This is a genomic window from Streptomyces sp. NPDC086080, from assembly GCF_044540255.1.
Taxonomy (GTDB): Bacteria; Actinomycetota; Actinomycetes; order Streptomycetales; family Streptomycetaceae; genus Streptomyces.
Genome location: NZ_JBITRU010000023.1, coordinates 25,981 through 41,016, shown reverse-complemented (window position 1 = coordinate 41,016; position 15,036 = coordinate 25,981). Strand labels below are relative to the sequence as shown.

Sequence of the window (15,036 nt, the reverse complement as noted above, 5' to 3'; positions counted from 1 at the left end):
TCTCTCCTTGTTGAGGCTTATGCTTCAGTCGGCCTGCGACGGAGAGCCGGGGAACTTGCGCACGACGGAGACCGGAAGTGGCACGAGGGTGCCGAACGGGCCCACTGGGCGCTGCGTTCCGTGCGGGGAGGCGAGGCGGACAGGGATCTCCGGCAGGGGCCCGGACTCGCCGCACTCGGGGCACGCCCAGGTCCAGCCGACGACGGGAGCGTGGACGAGCTGTCCCTCCTGGATGATCCAGTCGAAGCGGTCGGCCAGGCTGTGTTCGTCGGAGGCGACAAGGTCGGCGTCGAACAGCTCATCGGGCACGGTGAGTTCAGGCACCGGTGGGCTCCTCTCGGCTGGCAGCGGGCCCCGGCAGCGCCGGGGCATCGAATGACGAGGCTTCGATGGAGGGCTTGGTACCCGTCAGCCGGACGACCTCCAGGACGTGGGCCTCGATGTCGGCGCGGGCCTGGGCGACGACCTGCTCGCCGGCCTCCACGAGCGAGTCGACGGTGAACTGGGCGTTGTTACCTGCGCTGGCGACGGCGCGCTCCAGTGCGTTGAGCGCTTCCTTGGTGGCCCTCACTCCCTTCTTCTCGTGGATCGCCTCGTGCAGCGCCGCGGTGGCGGCTCTGACTTCGGCGTACATCCGGTCGGTGACCTCGCGGACCTCCCTCAGGCTTTCGGCCGTACGGGGCTGATGAGGGATCTCGGGTACGAAGGTGTTGTGCTCGGTGCGCCGGATGGTCACCGGCACGCCGCTGCCGAGCCCCATGGAGGACACGAGCGAGCCCCACTGCGCGAGGCTCATCTCGATCTCCACGAGCTCTCGGCCCGGATGAACCCAGTCGTGGCTGAGGTCGCGCTTGCGCGTGGCCTCGTGGACTGAGAGCGAGATGGTCTCGTTGTGGAGTAGGTCGGACTGGAACAGAGAACGACCTCCGCCGCTCCTCCGCGTCACGACCGCGACGCCGAAGGCGGGGTGGATCTCATCGCCCTGCGCTACGTCAATCACTGGGTCCTGGACAGGACGGCGGCTCATGACTGCACCGCCTCGGTCGTCGGGTGGCTGCTCCGCCGTCGCGGACGGCCGAGCGCGCGGAAGCTGCGCACCAGGAAGCCGAAGACGCGACTGCTGAGGCGCGTGGACTCGTTGCGCGCGAAGAACTGGATCATGTCGGGCTCGCGCGTGAACATGTAGCCGTCGGCGATGTCGCCGGAGGTGGCCAGGTGCCCCGGCCAGGTGGTGATGTTCCAGGACCACATGCGCGTGCAGGGTTTCTGGATCCGCAGATGGCGATAGAGACCGTCATCGTGCAGCACCATGAGCTGGTGCTCGGCGGTTTCGCTCAGGACGTCCGCGTAGGCGTGGGCGTAGGGGTTGGTCGGCTTGGTCATGATGAGTGTGCTGCGCTTTCTCTGACGTGTGGTGGGATGTTGTGGGGGAAGCGGCGAGCACGACGGCATGACGAATCGATGGGATACGAGCCGTCCGGGAGCCAGACGTTCACAGTGGTGCTGTGAAACTGGCAGCCGCCGCACCATGCCCGCCAGCGCAGCGGCTGGGGTACTCGTCGACGCGCCGCCGGATTTCGACGAGGTGGACCGGGCGCCCGGTGCGGGCGAGGGGGCGTCAACGGTCGTCATCCAGGGGCTCCAGGACGTCGGCCGCCGTGATGTCGCCCCGAATGAGCAGGAGGGCGACCGCGTGGGCCCGGTCATGGGCTCCGATCTTCTTGAAGAGGCGGCGCGCGTGGGTCTTGACCGTGTCCTCAGAGATGAAGAGCCCCAGGCCGATGGCCGCGTTGGACAGGCCGCGCGCCATCCGGACGCCGACCTGCTTTTCGCGCTCGGAGAGGGGGGCTTTCAGGCTGGGGACCGTGAGGCCCTGGTCGCGCAGGCAGCCGAGCCTGCCGCGGCGGAAAGCCGCCTCCAAGTGAGGCTTGACGGTTTCCAGGAAGGTTGCGACGACGCTGCGCTTCGTCAGCCACCTTTCTCTCGTCCGGTCGGCGGCGTCGCCCAGGTCATGGATCAGCTCCTCGTACCGCGTACGGGGACGCGTCTCGGTGGGTTGGGCTGAGGACATGTCAGCGCTCCTTGCACTTACGGATCTTCGAGAATTGCTGGCCGCGCGTGAGCATCGGGTCGGCCAGGGCTTGGGCCGCCTCGGGGCGGCAGTTGGGACACGGGCGTGTCGTCTGGTGGGTGACGGGCTGGCTGTCCCGGGTACGGTCGGCCGTCGAGGCCCCGCTCGGGCTCCTGCTCGTCGATGTCGATCCAGCCCGCCACGCACGGAGGCTCGTGCGTGCACCTGCACTCGGCCCACGGGCCCGGGGCCCGGCCAGCCGAAGTGGTGCTCTGCGGGCGGCGGGGCCGCTGGAGGCCGGGGCCCCGGACGTAGTCGGGGACGTCGCTCACCACAGCACCTCGTCCACTCCGCGGTCGTTGACCGAGGTGCCGGGGTCATCGACCGTGCGCGGCTGCCGCTCGAACGTCGGCGGCCCTTCCAGCTCCCACCGCAAGGTGCCGAGTGTCACGGGCTTGCCCACCTCGGCGAGGGCCTTGAGGGCGCGGGTGATGCGCGGTTCGAAGCGCGCAACGCCTTCGGCTTCAGGAACCGAGCCAACCAGCGCCTGCGCTCACGCTGTGCGACCACTCGTCGCAGCCGACGGGGGCGCACCCCCACTAGTCGGTATCCGGCGGCGGGGCAGCGCGATAGCTGGTGCGCGTGCCGGTGCGTGGCGGGAGTCCGGGCGCGCCTAAGCCGGGGCTAGACAGGGGCCGAGGCCGGTTTCACGCCTCCTCGGCGTCCCAGGCCGTACGCGATGCGGAACGGCTCGGGCATGTCCCAGGACCCATCGGTCCTGGGGTGCACGACGCCAGCGGCAGTGAGCTCTTCGAGGAGGTCGTGGTAGCGGGCCAGGTGCCGCATGCCGCTGGGATACGGGTCCGCCGCACGGGAGCCGAGACGGCGAAGACGGTCTGGCAGGCACGTGTGGTCCCACTGGGCGATGACCTGGTCGGAGTCGATCGGCAGCTGCTGCCCGGCCAGCGGAGCGAGTGCCGCCCGCACCCACGGCATGGCCTGCTCGACCTCTGCGGCGCGCGCACGCGCTCCCTCCGGCACGCCCCGGCGGATGTCCTGGTGGTGAAGGGCGCGCGGGTGGTCGGGGTGATCGTCCAGGGCGTGACGCACGGCCTGCCTCAGTGCGATGAGGAACGGGCGGGGGCTGAGTCCGCCGACGCCGTCCTGGAGATACGTGAGCATGAACTGGTACGTGGAGCCCTTGCGGGCGGTCGTGCCCATGTACGGGTCCGCGATCATGGTGAAGAGGCGTTCCTGCGCGGCGGGATCGGAGGTCAGCTGCTCGGGGGCGTTGTAGCGGCCGTCGGGGGTGAGCCTCCAGCCCGGGGTCAGAGAACGGAAGGCGGCGGCACCCTCACTGGGGTGGTTCGCCAGGAGCTGGAAGAACAGACCGTAGAGGTGCGTTCCGGTCACCTGGCCCCAGTGGTCCGGCGTGCTCCAGTTCATGTCGGCGGTGCGCAGAGCACGTCGGGCTTCGGACGTGAGCGCCCGCAGGGCCGCGTCGAGGGTGTCGGGGCGGAGGAAGACCTTCGCCCTCACGCGCGGCCCGAGGCGGGCCAGGTCGGCAGCGAGCTGGAGGACTCCGGAGGCGAGGCGATCCGTAGTGCGCTGATCGGGGTGGAGCCGGTCCAGGCTGTCGAAGACAACCAGATGAGTGCGGCCCTGCGAGTTCAGGTCGGCCACGGCTTGGCGCAGGGCGTCGGGGTTACGCAGCAGCCACTGCGCGCGGTCGCGCCAGCTGGGCAGGCGTGTGAGGTCGCAGACGCCCAGGGCGGTCAGGGCGACAGCGGTCCACACCGTCACGGGGCGGATTCCTTCGCCGAGCAGTGCTTCCAGCTCCGACGCGGCCGGATAGCCGTCGCTGTCTCCTGTGGCCCCAGGGGCGGAGATCACCCGGGTATCCTCCAGGCGCGGCATCTTCAAGTCATGGGCGGCTGCCGCACGGAGGTCAGGGTCGGTCAGGACCCGGGCCCACAACGTCTTGCCGACTCCGGGACCGCCGCGGACCACGCTGCTGTCGATGAACAGCGCGGGGCGGCAGCCGGGCGTGTAGAGCATGGAGGCCGGCAGTGTGGCGGCGTCGCGGGTCAGCGCTGTGGTGAGCGCGTCATGTATGAGCGTGCGCAACTGGCCGGGGGTGGGGAGCGTCATCACAGGGTCCTTCCAGTAGGGGCGTGCGGCAGGCGGGCGTGGTGGTCGTCAGCGGGCGATCAGTCGAAATCCGTCTCGGACAGCCATTGGGGGCAGCCCTCCCGCAAGAACCAGCCGCGCACGTTGGCGTCGTCAACCTGGGGTGCCGCATCCCGTGTCGGTCGCGGGTGCGTTGTGAAGTCAGTCGTAGTTGGTGGCGGGCGGGATCAGTACGACTGTTTCGCCGGCTCGGCCGACCCATTCGACGGGGCTGGTCTGCTCCAGTTCCATAGCTGCGGCATACAGGTCGTCCGGGGTCACGTGGAGAGTGGTCATGGGGCCGGGCATGCGTCTCCTTCAGGGGTGGTTGTCACTGGCATACCGGCGCCGGATTTCCCGTCCCTGGTGGCCCCGATTCCGGCGGATTCTCCGGCGCCGGATTTTCGGGCGCTGGTGGCTCACCCTGAAGCAGCTCCGGGTCATCGCACACCACCTGCTCGGGCCGGAAGGTGCCCTTGTCGGTGGGCTTCCTGGTCCGCTTCAGGTAGCCGAACTCCTCCAACGGCAGCCTGGGTGGTCTCGTATCCGGCCTCTTCGAGGTGGCGCTTGAGCTGGTTGACCAAGTGCTGCAGGTTATGGATCGTGCGAGCACTGTCAGTCCTCGCTCTCCTCTTCGTCGACCTCGTCGACCCCTTCGTTGACGTACTGGGCAAGGAAGCTGTCGTCGCGCGGATCGAACGCGTGCTCTTCGGTGAATTCTTCGCGGTACTCGCGGGGATCGCGGTCCCCGGGGTGCTGTCGTACCTTGCCGATGGTGTCGGCGATCCATTCGAGGGTGCTCGCGCCGGACCACTCCGGCGAGGTGCCCAGGCCGAGCGCGATCGCGTCGACCACGTCGGTGTCAGTGAGGAGCGTGCTGGCTCCGCGGCTGTTCGCGCGGGAGAGCGGCAGTTCGTAGTCCAGGATGAAGCCCATGGCGAGGAGCACGCTCTCGGGCAGCTTGTAGGCGTCCCAGATCGCTTGGGTCGCGTTCGTGGGGTTGTCGCCGTTGGAGGGCCCGCCGGAGATGTAGAGCCTGTAATCGGCGACCGTGAGGAATGTCGTCTCACGGGAGTCGAGGGCTTTTTCGAGGTTGTTGATGATGACAAGACCGGCACGCCGGGCGTACTCGATGAGCACTTCGCCGTTCTCGTCGACGAGGTCGGACTCGCCGTCCAGATCCGGCAACAGCTCCTCCATCTCGGGCTCGTCGAAGGTGAAGAGCGAGGGGTCTTCGATCTTCTCGAGCAGCTGATGGCCGCGGTCGAAGTTCGGCGGTTCGGTACTTTCGGCCGGGAATGCGATGGTGGCGATGAGCATGCTCGCGCCCATGATGATCTGCTCCTTCAAGTTCGTGCCCGGGGCCGACCGACAGCCAGTCCAGGGCTGCGTTGTCAGCTGGTTTTCTTCGGCTTCGCGACGCGGCATGGGCCGGGACCTTCACAGCACGCGGCCTCTCGGGGGTTGTCCCACTGGCAGTTCGGGCAGCGCCAGAGAACGCCGGCCGCGAACGCCGCTTCCCGGATTGCCTGATCCTGGTGGTCATCGGCTGTGTCGAGCAGCCTGGTCAGCAGATCCCGCTTGGCGGTGCCCTCTGCACTGTCATCCAGCACCACGTCGTCTTCGACCTCCACGCGTAGCGGCACAGTGCCGTCGGGACGGACCAGCCGGTCTTCCGCGGAGTCGAGGTGCACGGAGACCCGGACGGCACCGGCCTCGTGGTCGTGGAAGTGATCGATGACTGCGGCTGCGGCACCTTCGGGGGAGCGGTAGGGCTCGGTGATGCTGGGGCCGGTCCAGCGGCCGTCCACCGTGCGCTGGATGGGGCCGGTTTCGCAGTCGCCGACGCGGACCGAGCGGGTGCCGGCGTCGGACTCGGCGCCCAGATCGGCGTCCTGGAGGATATGGAGGATCGTGCGGACGCTGCCGTGGCGGCCGGCGTCCTCGAGCAGGAGGGCGGTGGCTTCCAAGCGCGCGCTCGTGTCGGTCGCGATGTTGGACAGTTCCTGCGCCAGGGCGTGGACTTCGGCCGCCGTATCGGGGACGGCACCGTCGACGCTGCGGGCCGCGGTGGCCAGTTCGTCCAGGGCGGAGGCGGTAGTACGGCAGACGGACCGGCTCTTCGCGCAGGGACCGCTCGGCAGCTGGGCTGCCCCATCGTCGAGCGCGCCGAGCGCACGGAGGGCGGCGTCCGGGAGGAAGAGAAGAGCGTGGATGCCGGCCTGGAGGTCGCGGTAGGTGCGGAAGGTGGTGGCGAGAGCCTGGTCGGCGGCATGGGGGTCAGGGAAGGGGCCGTCGAGGTCGGCGGGGGGCGCCGTAGCGGTAGCGCGGAGGCGGGCTACGGCCAGTTCGGTGAAGGCCAGCAGGCGAGCGAGGGGGAAGGCCATCCATTCGCGCTCGTCGCCGGTGGCCTGGGAGAGCAGGGCTCGGGCGGGTTCACGGATCTGGTCCAGGAGGCGGAGGACGCGCAGGCATCCGCCGCGGGTCCCGATGGCGAAGTGCTCCCGCACGATGGCCTCCAAGCCGTCGAGGATCGCGGCCACGTGCTCCTGGCGCAAGGCGTGGAAGAAGTAGGCGCGGGCGGCCGAGTCGACGATTGCCTGGCGCTGGCGAGGGAGACGGGCGATCGCGGCCCGGGCCTCGGCGGCGCCGGCGTACGGGTGCGGCTCAGTGTCAGCCGGGCCGTGCAGGGCGAAATGGAACACCGCAACGTCCTCCGCCGCCCGCAGCGCGTCCGTGCGTCGGGGGCCGGTGTCGGCACCGGCGTGGCCGCGGTATCCGCCGCTGACGGTAGCGACATGGCCTACGACCAGGTCGTGGGCGTCGACGACGTCGGCTGGCGCGGAGTCGTCGGCGGGCGGACGCAGCCGGAACTCCGGGAACGCCTGGAGGACCTGGCTGTTCATGTATCTCCTCGGGTGGTGGACGCCGGACCGGCGCGGGTTGGATGCGCCGGACTGGGGTGGCGAGCGGATGGGTCAGTTGGAGGCGCTCAGGACCGGGAAATTTCAACGGACTTCCTCGCGAGCCCACTTCTTCAGTGCGTCGACGTGGGCAATTCCGGAGGAGCGCCAGAGGAACGGCGTCTTGCCGCCGTGCTCGATCAGCTCGGTCCTCAGAAGTCGATGGAGTACTTCGGGGGACGGCGCAGGGTCACCGAGGCGGCGCTCAAGTCCTTCTTGTCGTCGGGCGACTTGTCGTCCTCGTCGCGGAGGTCGGTGAGCGTGAAGGTACCCGCCGGGAGCAGGTAGCCATCCTCGGACGGGACGGTGTCGCGCATGCGGAACTGCAGCCCGGTAGCGGTGTCCCAGTCGTTGATGATCTGCAGGCTGTCGCTGTCGAACAGATCGACACGATCGTCGAAGACGTCGGTGTTGCCGTCATCCCAGACGATGTGAGCCTCGATCCGCGAGCTTGCGTGCTCGCTGCGCTTGATGTTCAGGTCCCCGATCACCTCGGCGAACGACTCGCCCAGGCGCAGCTCGAAGGCGATCGCCCGCAGGTGGTCGAAGTTGATGTCGTACTTCCGGGAGAAGTCGACGATCTCGGCCACCTGCTTCTCGGCCACTCCGGGCACTTGATCGCGCAGGTAGGTGGCAACCGTCTCGGGCTCGGGGTAGGCGAAGCGCATGTGGTAGTGGAAGCGGCCGGGGCGGTTGAGCATGTAGTCGTTGACGCGCTGCAGCTTGTTGACCGACAGGACGTAGAGGCGCTTCGTCGTGCTCAGCCCGTCGAACAGGCTCAGGAACTGGTTCTGCGACTCGTCGTCCTCGTTGGAGAAGACCTTCTCGAACTCGTCGAAGACCACGACGACTTCACCCAGTTCGTCGAGGAAGGCGGCGAGCCCCGGCGTGTCGTGTTGCACGAGCACAGTGGGCAGGTGGTGTTCCTCGCGCATCCGCTCGGCGAGTAGGCGGAGCATGAGGCTCTTACCCATGCCCTTGTCGCCGGACAGGATGACGCCGAGCGAACGGTCCATGGCGGAGTAGCCGGTGACGATCCGCTGTACGCGGGAGGCGTGGCTGTCGTAGACGGTCTCTTCGGCGGATGCCAGCGGCTCCGTCTGGCGCAGGCTGTAGCCGGCCATCTGAGAGAAAGCGATCGTGTAGGTGGCCACGGGCAGATCAGCGAAGGTCTGCACGGAGTCCCCGTAGAGGCGGAACTCCCCGCCGGAGGCGACGATCGTGGATGCGGGCATGAAGACTTCTCGCTTTCGCAGGAGTATGTGGGTGAAGATGGCGGCGGGGCAGCGGCGCTCAGCGGATCGGAAGCCCGCTGTTGTCCGGAGTAATAGGGAGGTGCCCCAGGGAGTTGTACAGCTCGGCGATGCGGCCCTGGTGGGCGCCGAGTGCGACGTCGACGAAGCTCTGGGAGCGGCGGAACAGGCCGCCTCGCGCGAGCATGTGCATTCCGCCGGAGAAGAAGCCGCGCCAACCGGGTCCTTGCGGCGGCGCGGCTCTTCTTGCGCTGGACCCGTTGCGGGCGTGCGGGACGGTGCTTGGCTCAGTGGGTCAGAAGCTCGTTGAGGAAGCTGTCGATGTCGACGGATTCAGACTCCCGGCCTGCGGGGACGACCTCGAAGGTCTTGGCGAGCCATGCCTCGACGGAAGCTACCGGTCCTTCAAGGCGGGCGTATCCGTCGGAGGATTCCAGTTCGATGCTGAGGCGGCGGTTCTGGTGAGAGCCGATCGGAGTGATCTTCACGTCGCCGATGCCAGCGGGTGCGGTGAGGCCCTGGTCGAGCAGTTCCCGGGCGAATGTCCACGGGACCACCTTGTCGGGCGTGACGTCAAAGGAGAACTGCACCGCGTAGGGGTCGGTGTCCTTGTAGTACAGCCGCACGGGGACGAAGACACGCGTGTCCGGGCCGGCCACGAGCATCATGCGGATCTTCAGTTCCAGGCCGGGAAAGTCCATGGGTGGATTCCTGTTCTTCGGCGGGAATGCGTGGTGGAGGGCGGGCGGTGGAAGGCAAGGCCGGGCGCTGCTCAAACACCGCCGTTTTGTCTATGTCGCTGTGCGGGAGGGGGACATGGCGGGTGCGACTTGCTGCGCCTGGCGTTCTGCCAGGGCGTTGATGGCGAAGAGGACCTCGCCGTGAATGGCCCATTGGTCGAGGTAGTGCCAGGCTTCGGCGTGGCTCTCGGCGAGCGGTTCTTCGTACGCCTTCGTGCCGGGCGCCCTGTGTGCCAAATACGGTCATGGTGTGACCTTGGGGGCTGGGTCATCCAGGTGTGTGAAGTGTGGAAGACCGCAGGAGCGGGTGTCTCGCTCGTCGAGAACACCCGCCTCTGTGCCATGGGGTGGCGGCGGTTGGTCAGACGGCCGCGGTAACCGCAGAGCGATCGTCGGTGTTGCCGGGAACAGTGCTGTCGTTGTCGTCCAGGAGGTCCGGATCGATGCCGAGGGCGCGAGCGGCGTTCCTCTTGTCGCGCTCGGTCAGAGCCGTCACGATCTGCTCGTAACTGCTCTGGATCGGCGGGTTCTTCACGGTGCCGTAGCCGAGTACGTACTGGCTCTTCATGGCACGGGTGAAGGCGACGTAGAACATCCGCTTGGCGTCTTGGGTCATCTTCGTGTCCTCCCTGTAGAGGACGACAGCGTTGTCGAATTCGAGGCCCTTGGCACCGTGGATCGTCGAAACGACCAGGTCGGCCTTGGACTCGAGGTTCTTCCGCTTGCGCTCCTGGTTCTTCTGCTTGTTGATGTTCAGTTTCTGCTGGTTCCGCTGAATCTCGAAGGAGAGCAGGTTGTCGCGCAGCCGATCGAAGAACGCCTTGTGCGTGAGCGTGCCCTGGTGGCAGAGCGTGACCCAGCCGTTGATGGTTGCGCTGTTCTCGATCCACCACTCGGAGATCGTGCGCAGGATCGCCTTCTCGACGTTGGCGTTGACAGCGTTCTTTGTCAGCTTGTCCATGTTGTCCTTGATCCCCTGGGAGACCACGAACGCGGCGTTGGTCGGCGGTGCCTGCAGGACGTCGTTCCAGAAGAACTTGATGTACTTCGAGAAGATGTCCGTGGCGTAGACGCGATCGCTGACCAGAGAGGCGACGCGGCGGTCCGGGTAGCGCTTTTCGAGCACATCCTGGATCAAGGACACCTCGCGGCGCGAGTAGGCCAGGAAGGCCACCTGCTCGCCCCGGTCCAGGCACTTGTCCACGTAGTCGGGGATGACCGTGTTGCGCACGATCGCCTGCAGGTCCTGGGTGACGAATCCGGTGAGTCTGGCCACCTCGCGGTACTCCAGGGTGACCTTCTCCTGGAACGAGTCGGCCGTGGGCATGGCGAGCGAGTTCGCCTGCAGCTGGATGTTGGCGAACTGGTTGGTCTCCAGTCCGCCGAGCACGACGTTCGCGAAGTCCAGGATCTCCTGGTTGCTCCGGTAGTTCGTCGTGAGCTTGAAGGTCGCGAAGACGCCCGAGCCCTCCAGCGTGTTGAGCGCGCGCGGGTTCGCTGAGCGGAACTCGTACAGCGTCTGCGAGGCATCGCCGACGATGAACAGGGACTGAGCGTGCTTGGTGATGTACTTCAGCACGTAGATGAACTCAAACACGCTGTTGTCCTGCACCTCGTCGATGATGAGGTACTTCGACTGCACGTGGGCCGGCTCGGCCATGTCGTCGATCTTCTGGTAGCAGATGATGATCTGCAGCTCCAGCGACGTCTGCTCGATGCGGTCGAGCAGGGCGATCACCTCGTCGAAGTGACTCTCGACGAAGGTGTTCAGGGCCGTGAACGCGCCGGTCCTGTTCTGGTCGACCTCCAGCAGGCGGTGGCGGAACGTCGCCGCGAACTGGCTGTTCGGGTAGAAGATGTCGATCGAGTTGATGATGGTGTCGATCGCCGAGACCTTGTGCCTCGGGTGGTTCATCGAGTAGATGTCGATGATCATCTTGGCGATCGTCATCGAGCCGACGTCCGGGTTCTTCTCCGTGATGTTGTCGGCTGCGGCGTTGGTGAACGAGAGCACCGTGATGTCCGAGGCGGGGACGCCGCAGGCTTCGAGGTACTTGATCCGTTCGAGGATCACGGTCGACTTGCCGGTGCCTGCTCCCGCCTGCGTCATCACCAGCGGCTCGTGAGTGGTGAGCGCGTCGAGCTGCTGCTTGGACAGGTGGGGCGGCAGATTCAAAGGCGTGGCCGGCTGCGCAGGCACGATCAGCTGAGGCTTCATCTGCTCCAGGTGGTCGAGCGTGTGGTTCATGAGCAGGCTGAGGTTCTGCTTCGACAGCTTCGTGGCGATCTGGTCGGAGAAGGTCGCATCCAGCTGCTTGTGGATCTGGCGGTAGGCCTCCAGCGGGACGTTGTAGTTCTCCAGGTAGCGCAGCTGGACGGCGAGCATGTTCAGCTGCTGCTCCGTCGGGCCCGCGGGCATGTCCTGGATGTAGCGGCAGATCTCGTCGGCGATCGCCTCGGAGTCCCAGATCTGGGCCAGGCGCGTGATGCGCTCGTAGATCGAGTACTGGCGCATCCACTCGTCGAACTCATCGCCGAGGTTGGAGGCCGTCAGGCCGGCGGATGTGAGCACGTCCTGGACGTAGTCACGGGCGTTCTCCAGCGGGCTGGTGTCCCACTGCAGGAAGATGGCGGCGACGTGGTTGCCGTAGCCGGCCGAGCGCGGGACGGCGGTCGCGTACTCCGGCTCGGGCAGCCCCTTCTTGAAGAAGTACAGCTCCATCCGGTACTGGATGACGAGGTCGCGCGTGGACTTGCCGCCGGACTTGTCCTCGTAGAACACGAGGGCCTGCGGGATCATGTCGAAGACGACGTCCCAGTCGTCGAACTGGCTGGACGAAGTGTCTACAGCGAAGCGGTCGTCGGTGTGTGGGCTCGGCAGGGTGAAGGACTCGCCGGCGTTCAGGGCGCGGCGCGTGATCGGCGCGAGCGGGATCGACGTCGTGGTGATGTCGTGCTGCGTCGAGCTCTGCTTGACCTCGATGTCGGTGGCCATGGCGTAGGCGGTGTTGGTGGCAGTGTTGATCGGCAGCAGGGACTCGTTGAGCAGGCCGATCTTCTTGCCGTTGCCGGTGAGCTTCGAGGAGAAGAACTTGGGGTCGACGGCCTTCTGAGCAACGGCATTGGCCGAGAGGTCGAGGTCATCAAGCAGGACAGGCATGTCGCCGCCTTTCTTCAGTGAGCCGAGAGGCAGATTGAGAGAAAGTTTGAATCATGTCGCATAGCGATTCTGACAAGAGGTGAATAGTCAGTTGAATTCTCGAAGGAGAGCGAAAGCGCAGCGACAGGGCTGGGTCATGGGCGCAGGTACGAACACGGGCGGGGCTCTCGTCAGCCGACGAGCCCCGCCCGTGTTCCTCTCAACCCACCCGTCAGGGGCCGTTAGGCCCCTGAATCCGGGGTATGTGGCGAAGCCACACCCCGGACACCGCGCGCTACCCAGGCGCGCGGTCGTTCATCAGCGGCAGCTCACCTCACTTCGAGGTCGACTCCGAGCGCCGGTCGGGACCATCGACGGCAGCATCGCCGGCATCGAGATCCCAGGGACAGGCCGTGACGAGGGATCCTGCGGGATCGACCTCGATCAGGCCAAGCATGAGGCCCAGTTCGCGGAGTTCATCGGTGCTCCGGACATGGGTGGTGAGGTTCGCTCGGGCCGCGGCGGAGAGCTCCATGGCTCGCTTTCGGTGCTTTTGGAGCAGAGGTTCGGGGAGCATGATGGACATGAATGTCCCCCTTTCTGAGCAATGAGGGCGTGGGGGTGAGGTACGCCGAGGGCTTCCGTTCCGGATGTTCCGGAACAGAAGCCCTCGGTGCGATGCGGACGGCTGCTCAGTCATCCGACGGGGATACCGAGGCCGTGCCGCCGGTCTGGGCAGCGAGCAGGTAGTCCTCGATCCAGGTGCGAACAGCCTTGCGCGCTGGCCGCGCGCCCTGGGAGTCCACGTAGGTGGTCTCTTCGATGGCGCGCAGCTCGTCGTCGGGCATCGACGCGGGCAGCGCCTGGGCCAGCCGCGGCTTGGTCTCGACGATCCGCTCACGCTGCCGCTCGTAGTCGGCGGCCATGATCTGCCGGTAGGTCTGCCGGTCGATGGGGTTGAACCCCACGACCAGTGAGAACCGGCCCAGCAGCTCGGCGTCGAAGAACTGCTCCAGTGCCTTGTTGAGGCTCTGGTTCGAGATGGTCTTCGGGCTGTTGCCGAAGCCGATCATCTTGCCGTCGAGCGAATCACGGGCGGCGTTGGTCGTGCAGATGACCAGGGCCTTGGAGAAGTCCAGCATTTTGCCATGGGCGTTGCGGATGTAACCTTCGTCGAACGCCGAGAGGAACAGACGCTGCACGGCCTTGTCGGCCTTCTCGAACTCGTCGAGCAGGATCACCCGGTGGGGGTTGGACTCCAGCGTGTCGAACGGGAGTTCCTGGTTGGAGTCCGATCCGGCATAGCCAGGAGGTGAGCCGATGATCTTCGACGTCGACCACTCGCTGTGGAATTCGGTCATGTTGAGGATGATCGGCTCGGTGCCGGTTGTCTCCTCAGCGATGATCTTGACCGCCTCGGTCTTACCCACACCCGAGGCCCCGGCGAACAGCCACGTCGTGGGCGTCTTCGTCGGGAACAGATCGAGCTCTTCACGGGCCAGACGGTCCGTGAGCTTGGCGAGCACGTCGTCCTGGCCCTGCAGGCGGCTGGTGAGCGTGGCGCTCAGCGCGGCGACGTCGAGGTCCTTGCGCTGGGCGTTTCCGGTCATCAGGCGTTTGGCCACATCAAGCACACGGGTGTTCGTCAGCGGCACCTGCGGGATGGACCGCAAGGTCTGCGCGAGTGCCGTGTCGCCGGCGTTCTCGGCCTGGACGATGAGCTTCTTCTGCTCCAGGACCCGATCAGCCATCGCGCGGTCGAGCAGCGTGATGGCGTTGTCCGGACGGTGCTGGCCAGCCCGGGAGTTCCCTTCGGCAATCTGCACCACCGAGGCCAGGACGTCGTCGGAGACCCCGATCTGGTGACGGTAGTGGGCCATCAGGCCAGGGCGGACCGCGGTCATCACGGCCAGCGTCTGTTCCACGCTCAGCTCGTCGACGATGAGCCGGGTGAAGCGGCGGGCGAAGGCCGGGTCCTCGTCGAAGGCCCGTGACTCCGTACTGGTGGTCGCGCCGATGACAGACATGTCGCCGCGGGCAAGGGCTGGCTTGAGGATCTGCGAGATCTTGCGACCGACGGCGTCGCCATGGCTGCCGGACCCTCCGGTGATCTGGTGGATCTCGTCCATGAACAGGATGGCCTTGTTCTTGGGGTCCGAGGCGAACTCAACGATCGCCTTGACCTTCTCCTCCAGCGAGCCGACGATGCCGGTCCCGGCGATGATGTTGGTGATGGGCAGCTCGTAGATCGTGTAGTCCTTGAGCTGGTCGGGAATGAGGGCGTCGCCGAGCGCGATACGCCGGGCTATGTCTTCGACGATCTTCGTCTTGCCGACGCCGGCGGAACCGACCAGCAGAGCGTTGGGCTTGGTCTTGCTGATGACGACCGAGAGGACCTGCCCGATGAGCGTGTCACGGAACATGGTCGGATCGGCGTTCTTGAACTTCTCGTTGTAGTCGACGAGGAGCTCCTTGACGTCGTCGGCGCTGCCACCGCTGGACGGCAGTCCCACGGACGGGAACTGCGGAGGGAAGCTGCCGCCACCGCCGTTGCCCTTGTCGTCGTCGGAGCCGCCGGGTGTGAAGTTACTGAGACCCACCGGGTCCTCCTTCGGTGCGGGTCGCTCGGCGTGGTGGCGCACTGGGTGGATGCGCCACGGTGTCCCGAGCAGGGATATGGATGAGTGAGAGGGAAAGTCAG

Annotated in this window: 15 protein-coding genes and 1 pseudogene; all 16 read right to left on the bottom strand. The window is 66.6% G+C overall.

Going from position 1 to position 15,036, the window contains the following annotated elements; all coding sequences use genetic code 11:
* Positions 1–24: 24 nt before the first annotated feature.
* Positions 25–324 (bottom strand): hypothetical protein, encoded by a 300-nt coding sequence (locus ACIF9R_RS24925; protein ID WP_399984077.1) that lies wholly within the window; start codon positions 322–324, stop codon positions 25–27.
* Complete coding sequence (locus tag ACIF9R_RS24920) at positions 317–1,000, bottom strand: hypothetical protein (protein ID WP_399984074.1); 684 nt, start codon at positions 998–1,000, stop codon at positions 317–319. The genes ACIF9R_RS24925 and ACIF9R_RS24920 overlap by 8 nt, the downstream gene beginning before the upstream one ends.
* 23 nt (positions 1,001–1,023) lie before the next feature.
* A complete protein-coding gene (locus ACIF9R_RS24915; RefSeq protein ID WP_399984071.1) occupies positions 1,024–1,383 on the bottom strand; it encodes a hypothetical protein in 360 nt (119 codons plus the stop codon).
* Positions 1,384–1,618: 235 nt separating this feature from the next.
* A pseudogene (locus tag ACIF9R_RS24910) lies at positions 1,619–1,843 on the bottom strand (helix-turn-helix transcriptional regulator); the annotation flags it as partial.
* A 556-nt stretch (positions 1,844–2,399) separates the two neighbouring features.
* Entirely contained in the window at positions 2,400–2,522 is a 123-nt protein-coding gene (locus ACIF9R_RS24905; protein WP_399984068.1) for a hypothetical protein, read from the bottom strand.
* 233 nt (positions 2,523–2,755) lie between these two features.
* Positions 2,756–4,222, bottom strand: coding sequence for a hypothetical protein (locus ACIF9R_RS24900; protein ID WP_399984065.1), 1,467 nt, complete (start codon positions 4,220–4,222; stop codon positions 2,756–2,758).
* A 180-nt stretch (positions 4,223–4,402) separates the two neighbouring features.
* Positions 4,403–4,537 (bottom strand): hypothetical protein, encoded by a 135-nt coding sequence (locus tag ACIF9R_RS24895; protein WP_399984062.1) that lies wholly within the window; start codon positions 4,535–4,537, stop codon positions 4,403–4,405.
* Positions 4,538–4,855: 318 nt separating this feature from the next.
* Positions 4,856–5,572, bottom strand: a complete 717-nt coding sequence (locus tag ACIF9R_RS24890; protein WP_399984059.1) for a hypothetical protein — start codon at positions 5,570–5,572, stop codon at positions 4,856–4,858.
* A 62-nt stretch (positions 5,573–5,634) separates the two neighbouring features.
* Positions 5,635–7,146 carry a hypothetical protein gene (locus ACIF9R_RS24885; protein WP_399984057.1) on the bottom strand — a complete coding sequence of 504 codons (1,512 nt, stop codon included), beginning with the start codon at positions 7,144–7,146 and terminating at the stop codon, positions 5,635–5,637.
* A 209-nt stretch (positions 7,147–7,355) separates the two neighbouring features.
* Positions 7,356–8,438, bottom strand: coding sequence for an AAA family ATPase (locus ACIF9R_RS24880; protein ID WP_399984054.1), 1,083 nt, complete (start codon positions 8,436–8,438; stop codon positions 7,356–7,358).
* Positions 8,439–8,496: 58 nt separating this feature from the next.
* A complete protein-coding gene (locus ACIF9R_RS24875; RefSeq protein WP_399984051.1) occupies positions 8,497–8,643 on the bottom strand; it encodes a hypothetical protein in 147 nt (48 codons plus the stop codon).
* Positions 8,644–8,743: 100 nt separating this feature from the next.
* Entirely contained in the window at positions 8,744–9,157 is a 414-nt protein-coding gene (locus tag ACIF9R_RS24870; RefSeq protein WP_399984048.1) for an SsgA family sporulation/cell division regulator, read from the bottom strand.
* A gap of 90 nt (positions 9,158–9,247) precedes the next feature.
* The gene (locus tag ACIF9R_RS24865; RefSeq protein ID WP_399984045.1) at positions 9,248–9,433 is read right to left on the bottom strand and encodes a hypothetical protein; all 186 of its coding nucleotides are present in this window, start codon (positions 9,431–9,433) and stop codon (positions 9,248–9,250) included.
* Between the two features lie 124 nt (positions 9,434–9,557).
* Positions 9,558–12,356: a UvrD-helicase domain-containing protein gene (locus ACIF9R_RS24860; RefSeq protein WP_399984042.1), complete on the bottom strand. Its 2,799-nt coding sequence runs from the start codon at positions 12,354–12,356 to the stop codon at positions 9,558–9,560.
* A 313-nt stretch (positions 12,357–12,669) separates the two neighbouring features.
* Positions 12,670–12,921: a hypothetical protein gene (locus ACIF9R_RS24855; RefSeq protein ID WP_399984039.1), complete on the bottom strand. Its 252-nt coding sequence runs from the start codon at positions 12,919–12,921 to the stop codon at positions 12,670–12,672.
* Positions 12,922–13,027: 106 nt separating this feature from the next.
* Complete coding sequence (locus tag ACIF9R_RS24850) at positions 13,028–14,935, bottom strand: AAA family ATPase (RefSeq protein WP_399984036.1); 1,908 nt, start codon at positions 14,933–14,935, stop codon at positions 13,028–13,030.
* Positions 14,936–15,036 lie beyond the last annotated feature (101 nt).

What these genes read in the sequence shown, in the direction of transcription:
- ACIF9R_RS24890 (WP_399984059.1), bottom strand. Translation starts at nt 5,572, where the DNA reads ATGGGCGCGAGCATGCTCATCGCCACCATCGCATTCCCGGCCGAAAGT.
- ACIF9R_RS24880 (WP_399984054.1), bottom strand. Translation starts at nt 8,438, where the DNA reads ATGCCCGCATCCACGATCGTCGCCTCCGGCGGGGAGTTCCGCCTCTAC.
- ACIF9R_RS24885 (WP_399984057.1), bottom strand. Translation starts at nt 7,146, where the DNA reads ATGAACAGCCAGGTCCTCCAGGCGTTCCCGGAGTTCCGGCTGCGTCCG.
- ACIF9R_RS24915 (WP_399984071.1), bottom strand. Translation starts at nt 1,383, where the DNA reads ATGACCAAGCCGACCAACCCCTACGCCCACGCCTACGCGGACGTCCTG.
- ACIF9R_RS24860 (WP_399984042.1), bottom strand. Translation starts at nt 12,356, where the DNA reads ATGCCTGTCCTGCTTGATGACCTCGACCTCTCGGCCAATGCCGTTGCT.
- ACIF9R_RS24855 (WP_399984039.1), bottom strand. Translation starts at nt 12,921, where the DNA reads ATGTCCATCATGCTCCCCGAACCTCTGCTCCAAAAGCACCGAAAGCGA.
- ACIF9R_RS24870 (WP_399984048.1), bottom strand. Translation starts at nt 9,157, where the DNA reads ATGGACTTTCCCGGCCTGGAACTGAAGATCCGCATGATGCTCGTGGCC.
- ACIF9R_RS24875 (WP_399984051.1), bottom strand. Translation starts at nt 8,643, where the DNA reads ATGCTCGCGCGAGGCGGCCTGTTCCGCCGCTCCCAGAGCTTCGTCGAC.
- ACIF9R_RS24895 (WP_399984062.1), bottom strand. Translation starts at nt 4,537, where the DNA reads ATGACCACTCTCCACGTGACCCCGGACGACCTGTATGCCGCAGCTATG.
- ACIF9R_RS24900 (WP_399984065.1), bottom strand. Translation starts at nt 4,222, where the DNA reads ATGACGCTCCCCACCCCCGGCCAGTTGCGCACGCTCATACATGACGCG.